15 protein-coding genes are annotated in these 18575 nt (G+C 46.0%); 13 read left to right on the forward strand and 2 right to left on the reverse strand.

Annotated features, from left to right (window positions below; genetic code table 11):
• Positions 1 to 181: 181 nt before the first annotated feature.
• Together KYK27_RS03975 and KYK27_RS03980 are read right to left on the reverse strand one after the other, a co-directional pair.
• Positions 182 to 1513 (reverse strand): T9SS C-terminal target domain-containing protein, encoded by a 1332-nt coding sequence (locus tag KYK27_RS03975; RefSeq protein WP_199108728.1) that lies wholly within the window; start codon positions 1511 to 1513, stop codon positions 182 to 184.
• Positions 1514 to 1558: 45 nt separating this feature from the next.
• Positions 1559 to 4357: a TonB-dependent receptor gene (locus tag KYK27_RS03980; protein ID WP_199108729.1), complete on the reverse strand. Its 2799-nt coding sequence runs from the start codon at positions 4355 to 4357 to the stop codon at positions 1559 to 1561.
• Positions 4358 to 4797: 440 nt separating this feature from the next.
• Between KYK27_RS03980 and KYK27_RS03985 the strand changes: the two genes are divergently transcribed.
• From KYK27_RS03985 to KYK27_RS04045, 13 genes are all read left to right on the forward strand, one after another.
• Positions 4798 to 5988, forward strand: a complete 1191-nt coding sequence (locus KYK27_RS03985; protein ID WP_317195881.1) for a porin — start codon at positions 4798 to 4800, stop codon at positions 5986 to 5988.
• 208 nt (positions 5989 to 6196) lie between these two features.
• The gene (locus tag KYK27_RS03990) at positions 6197 to 7213 is read left to right on the forward strand and encodes a PstS family phosphate ABC transporter substrate-binding protein (protein ID WP_199108730.1); all 1017 of its coding nucleotides are present in this window, start codon (positions 6197 to 6199) and stop codon (positions 7211 to 7213) included.
• Positions 7214 to 7231: 18 nt separating this feature from the next.
• Complete coding sequence (pstC, locus tag KYK27_RS03995; RefSeq protein ID WP_162427818.1) at positions 7232 to 8107, forward strand: phosphate ABC transporter permease subunit PstC; 876 nt, start codon at positions 7232 to 7234, stop codon at positions 8105 to 8107.
• Positions 8100 to 8957 (forward strand): phosphate ABC transporter permease PstA, encoded by an 858-nt coding sequence (gene pstA / locus KYK27_RS04000; protein ID WP_162427819.1) that lies wholly within the window; start codon positions 8100 to 8102, stop codon positions 8955 to 8957. The genes pstC and pstA overlap by 8 nt, the downstream gene beginning before the upstream one ends.
• A 7-nt stretch (positions 8958 to 8964) precedes the next feature.
• Positions 8965 to 9729 carry a phosphate ABC transporter ATP-binding protein PstB gene (gene pstB / locus KYK27_RS04005; RefSeq protein ID WP_162427820.1) on the forward strand — a complete coding sequence of 255 codons (765 nt, stop codon included), beginning with the start codon at positions 8965 to 8967 and terminating at the stop codon, positions 9727 to 9729.
• Between the two features lie 54 nt (positions 9730 to 9783).
• Positions 9784 to 10470, forward strand: coding sequence for a phosphate signaling complex protein PhoU (gene phoU, locus KYK27_RS04010; protein WP_162427821.1), 687 nt, complete (start codon positions 9784 to 9786; stop codon positions 10468 to 10470).
• 1061 nt (positions 10471 to 11531) lie between these two features.
• Positions 11532 to 12176: a heme exporter protein CcmB gene (locus tag KYK27_RS04015; RefSeq protein ID WP_199109211.1), complete on the forward strand. Its 645-nt coding sequence runs from the start codon at positions 11532 to 11534 to the stop codon at positions 12174 to 12176.
• Between the two features lie 133 nt (positions 12177 to 12309).
• The gene (gene ccsA, locus KYK27_RS04020) at positions 12310 to 12975 is read left to right on the forward strand and encodes a cytochrome c biogenesis protein CcsA (protein ID WP_199108731.1); all 666 of its coding nucleotides are present in this window, start codon (positions 12310 to 12312) and stop codon (positions 12973 to 12975) included.
• On the forward strand, positions 12962 to 13231 hold the full coding sequence (locus KYK27_RS04025; RefSeq protein WP_219337348.1) for a CcmD family protein: 270 nt from the start codon (positions 12962 to 12964) through the stop codon (positions 13229 to 13231). The genes ccsA (KYK27_RS04020) and KYK27_RS04025 overlap by 14 nt, the downstream gene beginning before the upstream one ends.
• A 95-nt stretch (positions 13232 to 13326) precedes the next feature.
• The gene (locus KYK27_RS04030) at positions 13327 to 13752 is read left to right on the forward strand and encodes a cytochrome c maturation protein CcmE (RefSeq protein ID WP_199108732.1); all 426 of its coding nucleotides are present in this window, start codon (positions 13327 to 13329) and stop codon (positions 13750 to 13752) included.
• A 71-nt stretch (positions 13753 to 13823) separates the two neighbouring features.
• Positions 13824 to 16427: a cytochrome c biogenesis protein CcsA gene (gene ccsA / locus KYK27_RS04035; RefSeq protein ID WP_199108733.1), complete on the forward strand. Its 2604-nt coding sequence runs from the start codon at positions 13824 to 13826 to the stop codon at positions 16425 to 16427.
• A 134-nt stretch (positions 16428 to 16561) separates the two neighbouring features.
• Positions 16562 to 17707 (forward strand): glycosyltransferase family 61 protein, encoded by a 1146-nt coding sequence (locus KYK27_RS04040; RefSeq protein ID WP_199108734.1) that lies wholly within the window; start codon positions 16562 to 16564, stop codon positions 17705 to 17707.
• Positions 17704 to 18504, forward strand: a complete 801-nt coding sequence (locus tag KYK27_RS04045) for a Rossmann-like and DUF2520 domain-containing protein (RefSeq protein ID WP_199108735.1) — start codon at positions 17704 to 17706, stop codon at positions 18502 to 18504. Before KYK27_RS04040 ends, KYK27_RS04045 begins: the two co-directional genes overlap by 4 nt.
• The last annotated feature ends 71 nt before the right edge of the window (positions 18505 to 18575 follow it).

Genomic DNA, 18575 nt, shown 5'->3' on the forward strand with positions numbered 1-18575 from the left:
TCTTCCATCAAATCTCTATTAAGCTGTAGTTCAAATAACACCCCTGTTACACTTCTGCTACCTATAAAAAAGAAACCCACCGGGAACGGCGGGTTTCGTGCGGACGGGAGACTAAGCCGCGCGCAGCCGGTTGCGATGCAGAATCTCACCTATGCAAAGCAACCAGAACTTAGGAAGGAAATTAGTAATCTGTGTTCTGCGGGTCGAAGTTAGCCCAGCCTGCTGTCCAGTCAGTAGCACCGAATGCACCAACGAATTGCACCGACTCAAAACCAGTCAGGTTATTGAAAGACGCGCCACTCAGTAATTCAGAACCAGAACCCGGAAGTAAGGTCGGAGCACCAGACTGTTTAAAAGAACCTTCGATTTTCAGGTCTGCGTTAGCAGCCGCCTGCATATTACTATTACTAGCGAACCAGTTCTGTATATCAAATGTACTACCTGATGCTACCTTAAACGGTGTAGTGGCTGCGACTACATAGTTGTTCTTAAAGTTAAGCTCGCTTCTTGTAGCGCCTCCTTCTACAGCAGATCCGTCCAGGAAAATACCGGTAGGCCAGCCTGCAATCACAGAGTTGTAAACCGAAATTTTGGTATTCTTTTTAAAGTGGATGCCGCTGCCATAGTTTGAATCTGCGATTGTGCTGGCAGTTGCCAATGGTCCGAACAAACTCACGTTCGAGAATTTAGCCAGTGTGTTTGGTGTGGCCGTATCGCCGGCTTTGTTGTTATCCGACTCAAAACCATTTGACTTCGAAACGTCAGCCACATTCGGATCGCTGATACCCAAGGCGAACTGTATTGTTCCTGAGTAACCGTTGTCCGTGTCAAACATATCATCCACCGTTTTATAAGCGATCAGGTGTTTCGCATTTGTAGTACCGCCAAACCACTCAAAAGCATCATCACCACCAAACGAAACCTGCACATAGTCTATCTCCGTGCCGCTACCAACACCGCCAAAAGTGATGCCGTTGATCTCGTTATCCGGCTGGAAGGCAATACCTGCAAACTCTATGCGCACATACTTCAGCACACCTGAGTTATCAGCTGGTTTATCGCCACCATATTGCCTGTCTACGCCACCTTCTATAGCAGCTGAGCTGCCTAAGTTTACAGGCGCATTACCCAGTATGATCAGGCCACCCCAGTCGCCAGCTTTACGCGAACCTTTTGGCTGGTTAGAGGTGAACACGATTGGCTTGTCTGCTGTACCACGGGCAATGATCTGTGCACCACGCTCCACTATAAGCGAGCCTTTTGTTGTTTTATCGCCTTTAATAATGGTGCCCGGTTCTATCGTTAGTTTAGCAGGAGCCTGCACGTAAACAAAGCCTTTCAAAAGGTATTTCTTATCTGATTTCAGCGTCATATCAGACGTGATACTTCCGCTCAGTTCTACTACTTCTTTGTTCTGCTCAATAGGCGTAACATTGTCATCGCCATCCTCTTTACAAGATACCGTGGCTACACCTAATAATGCGAGCAGTAATAATGTGCTTACTTTTTTCATGGTTAATAAAATTTAGGTTAAAGGTTTTGGGTTGGTTAAGTATGTTTAGAATTTATAGTTGATGCCCAGCGTGGTATAGCTGCCGCGTTTATAGTTGGCAAAATCGTCGTCCTGGGAGGTGATCTTCGTATCGCGGTTAGAGTCCTGCATCAGTTTAACTTTCTGGTTCAGCAGGTCCTGAATACCGGCTTTCAGTTCCAGGTGCTTACCTATGCCCTTTGTTACAGACAGGTCGAGTACGTTGCGTGGCATTTCGTAAACCGTTGGTGCCTGGTCGTCGCCTACCGTAAAAATGCGCTTGCCAATTACGTTGTAAAGCATGTTTACCTGCAGGGCGCGCTCTTCGTCGTTAAAGTACAAGCCGGCATTTACTATAAAAGGCGACTGTCCGTACATGGCCCTGTTTCGTTCCTGGCCTTCCGATTCTGCGCCCAGGTCAACTTTACTTTCTATCAGCGAAGCGTTCAGCACCAGGCTCATATTCTGTATCAGGCTGCGGTTCGAGAGGTTCAGGAATGATTTCCGGACTTCGGTTTCGATACCGTAGCTCTGCGCGTTGCTGGCATTTTTGGGCTGGTAAATTGGGTTGCCCGATGCGGGTATACTATAGATCTCGATCGGATTCTTGAAGTACTTGTAGAACACCCCTACTGAGAGTATTTCTGTAGGATTCGGGTAAAACTCAAAGCGCAGATCGGTGTTGTGTATCGTTGCAGTCTTCAGGTTTTCGTTCCCTCTTATCTCGGCATTCAATTGGAAATCGTAGTAAGTAAACGGTGCCAGTTCTCTGAACTCCAGGCGATTTACGCTCATACTATAGCCTCCGCGCAACAGCGATCTGTCTGTAAAATTATAGGTAGCGTTAAGCGACGGCAGTATGTTGGTTATCGGGTTACTGATTTCTGTTTTTCCACCTCCATACTTCGATGTGCTCAGTTGCTGCTCGTTAAATTCCACCCGTAGGCCACCTGAAAGATTAAGCTGATCATTTACAGTAAAGGTACCGCCTATATACCCAGCTACTAACAAACTTGACGCATCGTATTTATCGGTTGGGTTGGTGCCTTCTGCCAGGCTAAAGCCGCTGGTGCTAATATTTTCAGAGGTAAACAGCTGGCCTAATGGCGATGTGAGCAGGTTTTTGTTAAACTGGCCTGGGTCAGAGATAATGTAAGACATCCAGCGCGCATCAAAATTCCGGTTCTTGTTCTCGGCATAAAAGCCGGCTCTCAATTTGGGCTGATTTTCTGAAACCGAATCTTTACCTGCAAACCTGCGCTCTACTTGCCCGGCAGCCAGCACGGTGTTTTCCTGCATTCCAGAATCAAATCGTCCGGCATCAAACGTGGTAGCGGAGTTCTGCGGAATTACCCATCTGAAAGGCTCGTTGCTACCGATGTTACGCTGCGACCTGATGCGCTTGTAGTTTGGCTCGTTTCGGTTGCTATAGTTGTAGCCGGCTGTCCAGGTATAGGTAGTGCGGTCATCGGCGGCATCGTGTGTGCCCTGCAGCTGCCCAGAGTAAACCGTTCTGCTTTCGTAGTGTTGCGAGAAGTTCTGCACATCCACACTCTTGCCCTGCACTTCCTGGCCGGTACGCGCAATTACCTGCGACTGCCCCATCTGGTTAAACAGGTTTCTGAACTCGATCTTATTACTGTTGTTCAGCCTGAATGCCCAGTTACTGATCAAACCAACCCGGGCGTTCTGGCTCGATTCGGTGTCGTTGTAACTATATTCTATCAGGTTGGTCTTCTGCTCGGCTTCGTTATAAGTATAGCGGTAGCGGTTTACGTGTTGCAGCTGGGTGGTATTGCTGTAACTTAAAGCTGTGAGGCTGCTGGCTTCGGTATTTCCTATAAAAAAGCGGCGGGTAAGGCCAAGAGAAAGCCGTAGATCCGGTGCGGCAGTTTTAGAGTTAAAAGCCCAGCCATTCCTGAGTTGCCTGGCTGCTGATATTAAGCTCTCGCTACCTACATTATTCAAGTGCGATGGGAAAGAACCGGGCAATGCTCTGGTATTATTATCAAACCCCAGGAAATCGGTCTTACTGCCATGCTGTGTGTTTATAGTTCTAAAAGTTGTGCCGCTGCGGTAGCCGCCGGTTATCCCAAAGCTGGTGGTGTTTTCGGTAGCAAAGTTCTTCGTGTATACTTTTATCACGCCCCCACCAAACTCACCCGGCAATTCCGGCGATCCCGATTTAAAAACCAGGATCCTGTCTAACACGCTGGTCGGAAGTATGTCGAAAGAGAAAGCCCTGGAATCCGGTTCTGTACTTGGGGCAAGGGCATCGTTCAGCATGACCGTGTTGTAGCGCTCGCTCAGGCCGCGTATCATAATGTATTTATCGTTCATCACGGTAACGCCCGGTATGCGCTTTACTACTGCCGCGGCATCTCTGTCCAGCGATTTGGCGATCTGCTCTCCTGACACGCCGCTCACTACTACCTCGCTTTGCCTCAGATCCTGAATCAGGGAAAGTTCGGTGTTGGTCTGGCGGGTGGCCACCACTTCCACCACGTTTAACTCGGTGCTGTTATCTTCGAGCTGTATATTAAGTGTAGTTGGCTGGCCTGACTTTATAGTTACTCCCGGGTTTTCGGATGGCTTATAAGAAAGGAAGGTGGCAGATATGGTGTGTATACCGGGCTCCAGTGCTAAACTATAGTTGCCTTCGTAATCGGTACTGCTGCCTTTGGCGGTGCCTTTTATAAACACGACGGCACCGATTACAGCTTCGCCGGTGGCTTTGTCGGTTACTTTGCCTTTTAGTGTGCCCTGTTGGGCTATGGCAAGATTTATAGTTAAAACTGTGGTGAGAATGGTAAGTAAAAACTTCATAGCGATGTACTGTTGTTTAGTCTCGCTGCAAAAGTATGATGGTAGTTTTACCTGAAGTTTAAGGGGAAATTATGTTAGCGTTAACCTTTGTTTGCAGATGTTAAGCACGGGTTAATTCCATGTTAACTATACATTAAATCAACTGCTGAAAAAAATTAAAAGCACCAGTGAGAGATCATCCAAAACAGGCTAAATCACTGATAACCATTCCCTGGCTGTTTTAAAGCAACAGCAAAATATTAACATGAACTTAACATTGGCTTAACTTTCGAGTAATATACAGGCAGTTATTTTGCATCGTGATTTAGTAACCGGATTATAGCAGTCTGACTAACTGCCGTAGCTGATTATCTAAAATTCGGACATAGCTTTTGGGCTATGCTGTTATATTTTATAGTTTCACGACCCCAGGATTAATTCTCACCTTAAACCAAAGTACCGTGATTACCCATTTCCGTACCTTCCTATTTTTACTAAGCACAGCTATAGTTGCCTCAGTTGGCAGTGCAAATGCCCAGACAATAAACGAATCTAAACTTGGCAAAGGCCTGCAGTTTGTTGCAGCAGACTCTTCTTTCAGCGTGAAACTAGGCGCTCGTTTTCAGGTGCTTTACCAGGGCGGCTATACGCCTGTTACCGAGCAGTGGGAAGATCGTTTCGTTATCCGCAGGGCCCGTCTTAAACTCGAAGGTTTTGCTTACAGCCCAAAGCTGGAATATAAAATAGAGCTCGGCCTGAGCAATAACGACATCGGAGGCAATATGGGCAGCCAGAATAATAACGCCAGCAACATTGTGCTGGACGCTGTGGCCAAATGGGAAATAACACCCGGCTTGCAACTATATGTAGGCCAGACAAAATTACCCGGCAACCGCGAACGGATCATCTCCTCTCAGAAAATGCAGTTCGTGGACCGCAGCTTACTAAACTCCCGCTTTACTTTGGACCGCGATACCGGCCTGCAGCTTCATCACGAGCACCAGGTAGGTCAGGTTGTTCTGCGTGAGATCGCCTCTATCTCCACCGGTGATGGCCGCAATATTACTGTGAACCATTCTGGTGGTTATGACTATACCGGCCGTTTCGAGATTTTGCCTATGGGTGCTTTTGAAGGAGAAGGTGACTATGTAGGGAGCGACATTTACCGCGAGCCAACACCTAAACTGGCCCTTGCCGCAGCTTATGATTTAAACGACAGAGCATCGCGGGAGCAAGGCCAGCTTGGCGATTTCCTGGGCGCCGAGCGCGACCTGAACACCTTGTTTTTAGATGCCATATTTAAGTACAGAGGCTTTTCGGCCATGGCAGAATATGCAGCCAGAAGAGCGCCGGACGGACCTGTTGTGCTGGTAAATGATGCCGGCGAAGTAGAAGAGACGTTTGTAACCGGGGACGCATTTAATATACAGGCAGGCTATCTTTTTATGAACAACTGGGAAGTAGCAGGCCGCTACACCAACTATGAGCCTACAAAAGTTACCGGCTTAACCGCAGAGAACCAGTATACCCTGGGCGTTTCAAAATACATAGTTGGTCATGCCCTGAAAGTACAAAGCGACCTGACCAGAAGCGAGCAGCGCGGACTTGGCGAGAAGTACCAGTTCAGAGTACAACTCGAAATCGGTTTCTAAGCCGGAACTTAACAATTACTTAACATTGCGTAACAATAAGATAACACCATACACTTCCGTAAAAGCGTTTTTCTCCGTCCCTTTGTATCGACAAACTATAGTTACCGTAGTATAACCCAAAAGTTTAAATAAGGCCTGTACTATAAAATCAGCCTGAAGTAACCCGGGTATAAAACTTAGCAAAAGCTGACTTAGAAAAAACGTATCTATGTTGCACCTGAAATTTAAAAACCTGGCTGCTGCTGCAATTCTTTTACTGGTTGCAGCCTGTGGCCCTAAGTATAACGAAGACGCGGATCTTACCCTGGAAGGCGACATTTCGATAGATGGCTCCTCAACGGTTTATCCCATTACCGAGGCAGTTGCAGAAGAATTCAGATACGCCGCCCCGAATGTACGCACAACGATAGGTGTGTCCGGCTCGGGTGGTGGTTTCAAGAAATTCTCGCGTGGCGAGATCGATATCAGCAATGCATCTCGCTCTATAAAAGAAGATGAAGCCAAAGCTGCCAGAGCCAATGGCCTTGATTTTATTGAGCTGTCAGTGGCTTATGATGGACTAACTATAGTTGTAAACCCTAAAAACGACTGGGTAAAGGACATAACCGTTGCGGAGCTTAAAAAGATGTGGGAGCCTGCTGCCCAGAACAAAATAAAGCGCTGGAACCAGATTCGCCCGGAGTGGCCAAACCGTGAAATACACCTTTACGGTGCTGGCGTTGAGTCCGGAACATACGACTATTTTACCGAAGCTATAGTTGGTACAAGCCATGCCAGCCGCGGCGACTTTACAGCCAGCGAAGACGACAACGTACTGGTACAGGGTGTTGCCGGCGACATAAACGCACTTGGCTTTTTCGGGTATGCCTACTACGAAGAGAATAAAGACAAACTGAAAGCCATACCTGTTGATGATGAAGACGCAAGCAATGGTGCGGGCCCTATCCTTCCTTCACTGGAAACTATAAAGGATGGCTCCTATGCTCCCCTTTCTCGGGCATTGTTCCTATACGTTAACTCTCCAGCTGTTAAAAAGCCACAGGTAGTAGAATTTATGGACTTTTACTTTGAAAATGTAGGTCAGCTGAGCCAGGAAATAGGCTTTATTCCGCTACCTGACGAAAAGTATAAGGCAGAACACCAGAAGTTTAAAGACTTTGTAGCCAAACACACGGGCAAGGCCACAACCCAACGCAAACCCGACTCAACCAATACTTCTCATTAATAATATTAACCGGAAACCATGAGAATACAGGAAAGAATAATAGAAGGTTTGTTGTGGCTATCGGCTGCAATTACCATTCTTGTTACGGCCGGCATCATTTGGGTACTGCTTTCTGAGTCGCTTACATTCTTCTCAGAAGTATCTATAATTGATTTTCTGACAGATAAACAATGGACTCCCCTTTTTGCCGATAAGCACTTTGGTATACTTCCGCTAGTGGCCGGTACCATGCTGACCACAGCTATAGCCATTGCGGTTGCCTTGCCCATCGGTTTAACTATAGCCATTTACCTGAACACCTATGCGCCGGCTGGTTTTAGGGCAACTATAAAACCAATGCTGGAGATTCTGGCAAGTATACCAACAGTGGTATATGGTTTCTTTGCGCTTACCGTTGTTACGCCTTTCCTGCAATCCTTTATTCCTAACCTGGCTGGTTTTAACTCGCTTTCAGCAGGTATGGTAATGGGTATCATGATCATCCCGATGATCTCATCGCTCAGTGAGGACGCCATCAGTGCTGTTCCGAAATCGTTACGCGAAGGTGCTTATGGCATGGGAGCCACTAAATTCCAGACTGCTTTTGGGGTATTGGTTCCGGCAGCTTCTTCAGGTATTCTGGTGTCTATCATCCTGGCTATTTCCAGGGCAGTTGGCGAAACCATGCTTGTTGCCATTGCAGCCGGTCAGCAGCCGCGCCTTACTGCCAACCCGTTGGTACCCATCGAAACGATAACGACTTACATTGTGCAGGTTAGCTTAGGCGACGTGCCGCATGGTTCTCTGGAGTACCGCACTATTTTCGCGGCAGGTATCACGCTGTTCATTTTTACATTTGCGCTGAACAATATCAGCTTCTGGATCAGAAAGAAATATCAGGAAAAATATGACTAACTCGGAGCTAAACAGACTAAAAGACAAAGCCTTCCAGGGATTCGGTATTTTCTGTACCCTGATCGGACTGGTTGTGCTTGCTATTTTCCTGATCAACATCCTGATCGATGGGCTTGGCCGTATAGACTGGGATTTCCTGCGTAACCTGCCTTCGCGTCGCGCACACCGCGCCGGTATTTACACCGCCTGGATCGGCACACTCTGGATTCTGGTACTTTCGTCGCTGTTCGCTTTCCCGTTGGGTATTTCAGCAGGCATTTACCTGGAAGAGTATGGTAAAAAGAACAGGATGGCATCTTTCCTGGAAGTAAATATTTCGAATCTTGCCGGGGTGCCTTCCATTATCTATGGTTTGCTGGGCCTGGAGATCTTTGGGCGTGTTTTTGGTTTAGGTGGCAGTTTGCTTACAGGTGCGCTAACCCTGGGCCTGCTTATCCTCCCGATCATTATCGTAACCACCCGCGAATCTATAAAAGCCGTGCCACGCAGTATCCGTGACGCCTCTTTTGCGTTGGGAGCCTCTAAATGGCAAACCATCTGGTTCCAGGTGCTTCCGGCTTCGTTTGGCGGCATTATGACAGGTGTTATCCTTGCATTGTCGAGGGCAGTAGGTGAAGCGGCCCCGCTTATAGTTATCGGGGCACTGGCTTACGTACCGTTTGCACCAAGCTCACCTATGGACGAATTTACCGTATTACCAATTCAGATATTTAACTGGATATCAAGGCCTCAGGCTGCTTTTGCTACAAATGCCGCTGCTGCCATTATCATACTTTTAATTATTACCTTTACTTTGAACGGAATCGCTGTATACCTTCGCCACAAGTGGCAGAAACGTGTAAAGTGGTAAAATAACGATGAGTAAGAAAAACCAGAAACTGGAAGCCCGTAACCTGAACGCCTATTATGGCAGCTTCCACGCCCTTAAAGACATTAACATTGCCATGGAAGAAAAAGCTGTTACGGCTTTTATTGGTCCATCGGGTTGTGGTAAGTCAACGTTTTTGCGCACCCTAAACCGTATGAACGACTATATCGACGGCTTTAGAGTAGAAGGAGACATTCTGCTTGATGGCCGCGACATTTATACGAAAGATGTACGTGTGGATGAACTTCGCAAACAGGTAGGAATGGTTTTCCAGAAGCCAAACCCATTCCCGAAAACTGTGTTTGAGAACGTAGTATACGGGCTGAAGATACAAGGCATCAAAGACAAGAAAACTCTGAACGAGATAGCGGAAACATCGCTCCGAAAAACTGCTTTATGGGAAGAGGTAAAAGACAAGCTGGATAAATCGGCACTGGCGCTTTCGGGTGGTCAGCAACAGCGCCTTTGTATTGCCCGTGCACTTGCTATTTCGCCGTCTGTTATACTTATGGATGAGCCAACTTCAGCCCTGGACCCGATCTCTACCGCCAAAATTGAAGAGCTGCTCTACGAACTGAAAGAGGATTACACTATAGTTATAGTTACACACAACATGCAACAGGCTGGCCGTGTAAGCGATCAGACAGCGTTCTTTTACATGGGCGAACTGATCGAGTTTGCGAAAACCAAAACCATGTTTACGAGCCCGAAGCACGAGCGTACCCAAAACTATATTACAGGCCGATTCGGTTAAGCTTTTATAGTTTACAGCATGCATGTTTTGATTATCAATCTAACGAGAGACTAAATGAACCAAATAGATATTGAACTTACTGGCCTGCGGGTTAAACTAATGGAGATGTGGGACCTGGTGGAGTATCAGCTGCAGAGCGGCCGTGAAGCCATGTTGAACGCAGACCATGAACTTGCCAGTAAAGTAGTGAAGCTTGGGAAAAAAGTTAACAACTTTGATGTGAAGATAGACCGCATGTGCGAAAACCTGTTGGCCCTGTACACTCCCGTTGCCGTGGATCTTCGTCTGGTATTGGCTACCCTCAAGATAAATGCTAACCTGGAGCGCATCGGCGATACGGCAGAAGGTATTTCAATGTACGTGCAGAACAGAGAGGCAAAGTTTAGCCCGGAAATGTTAGAAATAACGAAGGCTGTAACAATGTTTGATGAAGCGCTGGCTATGTTTAATGACTGCCGGGTTGCATACAAAGCGAATAACAGTGAGCAGGCACGCACTATTATTAAGCGCGACAAAATGCTGAATAAGATCTACCGTAAATCGGACGCGATTATTGCGGAGTTCATGCGCGCTAACCCGGACAGCATTGAAGAAGGCCTTGCCCTGCTTTCTATCATCAAAAAAGTAGAACGTGTCGGCGACCAGATCACAAACATCGCTGAAGAAATCATCTTCTACCAGGATGCTAAAGTAGTAAAGCATAAAACTAAAAATAAGAACAAAGATAAAGGCAAGGAGTAACCACTCTAGTTAACATACATCTTCATCGGGTAAAAGCACGGGCTACTATAGTTCGTGCTTTTGCTATTTAGGATGATACGCAGGCGTAAGTTTCCAGAGTCAACTTGTCCGGTAGGAACAGGAATTTTCTGAATCAGGATTTACAGGATTAAAGGATTTTCAGGATTGGGGTTTATGCTATAGTTGGGGTTAATGTTTTATAGTTATTACTTCTCCACTGCCGCTAGTTTTAAACTTGTGGTTTTGCATGGTGTTGAGTTTGTAACTAAACTGGCCCGGCAGGGACAGCCACAAGTAGTGGCCCTGGCTTAAAGTTCTATAGTTGCGGTATTAACCCACCCCTACCCCTCCCAAGAGGGGAATTCCGGATATAACTATAGTTGGTGCTATAGTTTTATAGTTGCTGTTTGTCATCCCCTTCCCCCCTTCAAAAGGGATATTTTTACCTTCGCCAATTTCTAAACTATAGTTCTATGCAGCGAAAAGGACAGGTTTACCTGTCCCGTCGAAACTATGACCACAGTGAAGCAATGCAACTAGAGCCTTTCAACCCACATGAACTGTAGCTATGCGAAACGTCTCAGTCTTTGGGTTGAGCGCCTTGTAGATTTCTGGTGCCGCAAGGCATTGTGAGGAACGAGCGAAAGAAATGTACGCAGCGCGATGCCCGAAGACGGGGCCTCCCGGCCGTGAGGGCACCAAAGCCAACTATAGAACTGTAGGCTCTTAGAGCTCCCAGGATTGAAATTGGCTATGAAAGAAAAGGATTGGTTCAGGTTGTAAAGGATCTCAACTATATAAGCTGAGATAGATTTCTCTCTGCGTTCGAAATGACACGAGAGGAAAATCTCAGAACATATGAGATACCTTAATTCGCTCATAACGACAACTTGAAAAACCATTTATAAACCCAGACATGGGCACTTCGAAGGCCTCGGCAGTATAAATACCCCATAAACTGATACAAATCATCAATCTAAACAAACACTACTTTACCAAATAATTGTGTTGTAACTTTGCGGAAAATTAATGCAGTGCTGCTAAAAGAAATACTATACCTGATACAAAAAGACCTGGTGCTCGAATGGCGACAGAAGTATGCCTTTAACGGCATGTTGCTGTATGTGGGCAGTACGGTTTTTGTGTGTTACCTGAGCTTTGGTCTCCGCCAGTTCTCCGACGACAGCGGCCCGATCTGGAATGCTTTGCTTTGGATAATCTTACTCTTTACGTCGGTAAATGCCATTGCCAAAAGTTTTATGCAGGAAAACCGTGGCAGGCTACTTTACTTCTACTCCATCGTTAGCCCACAAGGAATAATACTGGCTAAAATTGTTTACAACACACTTTTAATGTTGCTGCTGGCTTTCATTTGCTTTGTGTTCTATGCCTTTGTGCTGGGCAACCCGGTGCAGGATATTCCAATGTTTCTGCTTTCGCTTTTGCTGGGAGCAATCGGGTTTTCAACTTCGCTAACTATGATCTCGGCCATAGCCTCTAAAGCAGCAAACAGCAGCACATTAATGGCGATTCTGAGCTTCCCGGTCATAGTTCCGATGCTGCTGATGCTCATTAAAATGTCGAAGAATGCCATGGATGGTTTAGACAGAGGAGCCAGTCTCGACGAACTGCTCACTTTGCTTGCCATAAACATGATCGTTATCACTGTTTCTTATATTTTGTTCCCGTACCTTTGGCGTTCGTAAAAAGGACGCAGAACGCAGTGTTTCAGGCACATTTTTTTGATAACAGGAGAAGAATTTAATTACGAAACACGAGGTTTCTGAATTTGTAACTGAAGCTGATACCTCGCATCTAACATCTAATAGCTATTAATAAATGATGAAGAATTGGTGGAAAATACTGACTGTACTGCTGCTGATATTTACAGTAGTGGCCGGTGTGCTGTCAGAAGTTCCGAGGTTGGCCATTCTGAACGAGACCATCCGCAATTTATACTTCCACGTGCCGATGTGGTTTGGCATGATCCTGATCCTGCTGATATCTGTGATCTACTCTATCAAATACCTGCGTAACCCAACTATAAAAAACGATGTGATCGCTTACGAAGCGGCCAAGGTGGGTATCCTGTTCGGCGTGCTTGGTATAGTTACCGGCATGGAGTGGGCTAAATTTACGTGGGGCGAATACTGGAGCAACGACCCGAAACAGAACGCCTCGGCCATTGGCCTGCTGATCTATTTCGCCTATGTGGTACTGCGCAGCTCGTTTGCTGAGCAGCAGCAGCGTGCCCGCATCAGTGCTGTGTATAACATCTTTGCATTCGCAGCTTTAATTCCATTGCTGTTTATACTTCCAAGACTTACCGATTCGCTGCACCCAGGAAACGGAGGCAACCCGGGTTTTAATACCTATGACCTAGACAGCCGCCTGCGTATGGTGTTTTACCCTGCCGTACTGGGCTGGACTATGCTGGGCATCTGGATCGTGAATGTAAGATCAAGATTTGAATTACTGAGACAACGCTTATATGAAACTGTTTAGAATACTGGCCATCTGCTGCTTTATAGTTGGCGCATTGGCAGGACTTACACAAGTGCAGGCCCAGCCCGAGCAGGCACAGGTAGAATATTCATCAGCCCCGGCTGAATCGGATATTGAAATGGCCGACACACTGCGCCAGGATGGAAAGATATGGGTAGTAGTGGTGGTTTTGCTGACTGTAATGACCGGGCTTATCATTTACCTGATAACGCTGGACCGGAAGGTAGGCAAACTCGAAAAGCAATTTAAAGAATAATACCCGGCAGGCATAAATTCTGCACAAAAGTGGATTTAATACCCCTGTTTTTGTGTTAGGCTATCGAAACCGGAAAATCCTAATTTATACGAAAGATGAAGAAGTCACACATCATCGGTATTGTTATCATCGCAGCAGCCATCATGATCATCATGTCTACTGCAGGCGACGCCAGTACTTACGTTGATTTTGGTCAGGCAAAAGAGCTGGCTGAGGATGGAAGCAAGACGAAGGTACACGTAGTAGGTCGCCTGAAAAAGGATGCCGAAGGCCATATAGTTGGCATGAAATACGACCCGATTGTAGACCCTAACTACTTCTCGTTTATGCTCGTGGATACAAACCGCGTGGAGCAGCAGGTAGTGTACTTTAACCCGAAACCACAGGACTTCGAACGCTCTGAGCAGGTTGTAATTACCGGTAGTATGCAAAACGAAGTGTTTGTAGCTGACAAGATTCTGCTCAAATGCCCGTCTAAATACGTGGAAAAAGAAGTACAGCAAACAACTGCAGGCTTATAATTTATAGTTGAAAGTGGAGCGTGATGTTAACTCTCAAACTTTCTAACTCTTTAACTTTCTAACTTTTAGTGATGATAAATACGCTGATCGGCGATATAGGCCACCTAAGTGTAATAATTGCTTTTGTGGCAGCTATCGTGGCTTCTTACGCATACTTTATGGCTTCGCGTTCTTCTATAGATGCTGAAGCAATTGCCAAATGGCGCCGCTTTGCCCGTGGCGCTTTTTATGTGCACTCTGCGGCAGTATTGTTAGTGATATTCGCGCTGTTTAACATTATTTACGAGCACCGTTACGAGTATTACTACGCCTGGAGCCACTCATCCAATCACCTGCCGGTTCACTTCATGATCTCCTGTTTCTGGGAAGGTCAGGAAGGCTCCTTCCTGCTTTGGATATTCTGGCATGTAGTACTTGGTATCGTATTACTGAACACAGGTAAAAAGTACAAAGAATGGGAAGCGCCGGTTATGGCTATGTTCTCGTTCGTACAGCTCTTCCTTACATCTATGATTCTGGGTGTGGTAATCGGTGATCTGAAGATCGGTTCTTCACCATTTATCCTGATGCGCGATTTTATGCCGGATACTCCTGTATTCGCCATGGATCCGAACTATATACCAGAAGATGGTACAGGCCTTAACCCACTTTTACAGAACTACTGGATGGTGATTCACCCTCCTACCCTGTTCCTGGGTTTTGCTGCTACACTGGTTCCGTTTGCATTTGCTATGGCCGGCTTATGGAAAAATAAGTTTGGCGAGTGGGTACGTCCTGCACTTCCGTGGGCACACTTTGCTGCCGTATCGTTGGGTATAGGTACTGTAATGGGTGCTTACTGGGCGTACGAAACACTGAACTTTGGTGGTTACTGGAACTGGGACCCTGTAGAAAATGCCGTTTATATCCCGTGGTTGGTATTGGTAGGCGCAATTCATACGATGGTGGCTTACCGGCGCGGCAAACAAGGGTTAAAGGCATCTTATTTACTGATCATCGCGTCCTTTATCCTCATCCTTTACGCTACTTTCCTTACCAGAAGTGGTATTTTAGGAAATGCCTCGGTTCACTCTTTCACCGACTTAGGCCTTTCAGGTCAGCTGTTCACGTACCTTGCTGTTTTTGCAGTGCTGGCTGTTGCGCTTCTGATCTACAAATGGAAACACATACCAACAACTGAGAAAGAGCTGACAACTTATAGCGGCGAATTCTGGGTATTTATAGGTGCTGCAGTTCTATGTCTGGCCGGTTTCCAGGTGCTTGCAACTACATCTATCCCGGTTTACAACTCCTTCCTGGGCTTTATTGGCATAGAGTCGAACGCTGCACTTCCTGCCGACCAGATTGAGCACTATACTAAGTTCCAGTTATGGGCCGGTGTGCTGATAGCGGTACTTACCGGTATAGGCCAGCTGATGTGGTGGCGCAAAACTGACAAGAAGAGCTTCGGAGATGCGATTACCATGCCATTGATGCTTACATTACTGTTTGCCAGCCTTGTCATCATACTTTCCAATAAGTTCGATGTATTCGACTTTAAACTGGATAACCCGGTTTATATTACACTTTTCGTTACCTCGTTGTTTGCAGTATTTGCTAACCTGAGCATTATCCTGAGCCTGTTGCATAAGAAAGTGACCCTCTCTGGTGGTGCTGTATCACATATCGGTATTGCTTTAATGTTGCTGGGAGTCCTGTTCTCATCTGGTTATTCTAACATCATTTCCGGTAACACATCAGGTATGCTGTACTCACGTGAGTTCCCGGATGAGATTAACCGCGATAATGTGCTACTGTGGCGCAACACTACTACCGACATGGACAAGTATAGTGTAAGCTACCGTGGCCAGTTCCTGGAAGTAGAAGGTGTGCCCGAATACGTGAATAAGGAAATTCTTTTCAGAACTGCTGACGAGTATACCGCTATTGCCCGCGCCGATATTAAAGTAAACGACAAACTATACTTTAAAACAGGCGACACACTGGAGCTTCCGACCCCGGAGAACACCTACTACCAGGTAGAGTATAAAAACCGCGAAACGGAGGAGACATTTACACTTTACCCACGTGCTCAGGTAAACCCTAACATGGGTCTGCTGGCATCTCCTGACATCAAGGCATCTGTTACCAAAGACCTGTACACACACGTTTCGTCTGTGCCGGATCCGAACGAAGAGAAAGAATGGAGCGAGCTGCAGGAGTATACTGTAACCATGGGCGACACCATCATCCTGAACGACTATGTAGCCATCTTTAACGGGGTTGAAGTTATCAAAGAAGTACCAGGTGTACCTTTAAAAGAAGGCGATATTGCTGTACAGGCCGACATGAAGATCATGGGTGAGAAGAAAACCTATCATGCACATCCGCTGCTGATCTTTAAAGACGGAATGGCTGGTTATTATCCTGAGATTATTGAGGACCTTGGCCTACGCATCACGTTCCTGAATGTAGACCCTACAAAAGAAGAATTCAAGATCGGTGTTAATACCACGCAGAAGGATTACATCATCCTGAAAGCAATGGAGAAACCTTTCGTAAGCATTCTTTGGATCGGTACTATTGTAATGTCAATCGGTTTTGTAATGGCTATTGTCCGTCGCAACCAGGAAGGCGGCAGTAAAGAACCAAAGGCTAAACCGGCCAAAAAAGCTGAGAAAGCTCAAGTGGCGTAGATTAAATTAAATAGCAAACTATTAAAACAGAAAGCAGGCTTATTTCAGGCCTGCTTTCTGTTTTAATAACCACAATGCTTTTATAAGTGGTATAGAAACTTCATGTTATATAAGAAGTAGTATATTCGCATAATATGGCGATTCGATTCATAGCGGTATTAAAGCGTAAATTAAACAGCGCCTTTTATGTGGCCCTACGGCTCGTTAACTACTATCCGTATTACACATACCTGCAAGGGCGAGGACAAAAAATAAACCTGACCCCGGAATATGAATTGGAATTTACTGAACAGGAAAGAGTGTTTTTAAAGACCTGTGCAGCTTCTTATAATTATTTTGAATCGGATTATGCGCTGGGGCATCGCCAGAAAGAACTTTCGCTATACAAGCTTAAAGACGTTACCTATCTGAGCAACACAGGCGTCATAAAAATGGGTGATAAACTCATAGTTGAATCCGGCTTAAGCGTAGACAGGCTTACAAGATCAAAAGCGTTCCGTGATTTTACTGTGATGCTGCCACACAGCTATAAGAGCGGTATTTATACAACTATACAGCACAGCCATTGGGCCGATAACAACATTTCGCTATGGTTTATTGATAGTTTACCCAGAGCGTACATTCTGGCTAAAACAGTAAAAGAGCCGGTAACCTTACTGATGTGGAAAGGAGCGGCCGCATACCAGAAACAAACCTTAGAATACTTACTAAAAGACCACCGGCATATTACCATAAAATACATCAGCAAACACCACCGGATAAAGATCACGAACTTTTACCTGCCGTCTTTTATCACAGCTTCATTTAGCGGTTATATGCCCCCTGATGTAAGCGCATGGCTCCGGGAAGGGGTTTGGAACAGCTTCAACATTATAAGAACCAACCCAAAGCACCGCATCTATGTGAGTCGCTCGAAAGCAAGGTTTCGCCGTGTGGTAAATGAACAGGAGTTGATACCAGTTCTGGAAAAGTATGGCTTTAAAATCATCTGGTCAGAAGACTATAGTTACAAAGACCAGCTTCAGCTGTTTTACGATGCCGAAGCTATAGTTTCGCCACATGGTGCTGGGCTGACCAATTTACTATTTGCTGAGAACAGTAAAGTTGTTGAGCTGCATCCGGCTAAAATAATAAAAGGTCGTTATATGCTCTTATGCAAAGGTATTGGTTTTGAGTATACGCCTATCATCGGCTCACCCGGAGATGATATAGAGGACTTTGTTGTACCTGTTGCGGAGCTGGAAAACTGGCTTCAGAGCACTTTTCCTTTCAAATTATGAACATAGCTATAGTTGGAGCCGGAAATGTAGCGTGGCACCTGGCGAAGGCACTGCAAAAAGTAGGACATACTATAACGACTGTCTATAGCCGAAGTAAAGCGCATAGCGAAGAGCTTACCAAACTTCTGACAGATGCAGTTGCTACACAAAGCCTTGACTTCAGCGCTATAGTTGCTGATGTGGTACTTATAGCCATCCCGGATGCAGCACTTCCTGGCATAACTCAACAGATAAAAGTAAAGCCTGAAACTATAGTTGCGCATACGTCCGGCTCGCAGCCGTTAGCCGTGCTGGAAACTATAGCCGGTGCCAACTATGGCGTATTTTATCCATTACAGACTTTCTCTAAACTCGCAACTATAGATCTGGAGCAGGTCCCTTTTTTGATAGAGGGTAACACCGAAGCAACTATAAACCGTTTAGAGCAACTGGCACAAACTATAAGCCAGAAGGTAGAGCGTGTGGATTCTGATAAGCGCAAGCAACTGCACTTAGCAGCCGTATTTGCCTGCAACTTTACAAACCACCTGCTGGGTATTAGCCAGGAACTATTACACAACGCCGCTTTACCAACCGATCTGCTGCAGCCCCTTATTCAGGAAACTATAAAAAAGGCAGGCATGCATAATCCTTATTCCGTTCAAACAGGGCCGGCCGTCCGCAACGATCAGAACGTAATTGACGAACACCTGCGTTTATTACAACAGCAGCCCCACTTACAGGCTATTTACCAGTTACTTACACAAAGCATTCAGGCTACTAAAGACAACAACTATAGTTCTGATCAATCGGCATAAGTTACTGGCGAACCTTGCCTAAACACAAACCCGTTATAACTTTGATTCGGGAGGCTTGTTTCATAACTTTG

This window comes from Pontibacter populi, from assembly GCF_019336435.1.
GTDB classification, from domain to species: domain Bacteria; phylum Bacteroidota; class Bacteroidia; order Cytophagales; family Hymenobacteraceae; genus Pontibacter; species Pontibacter humidus.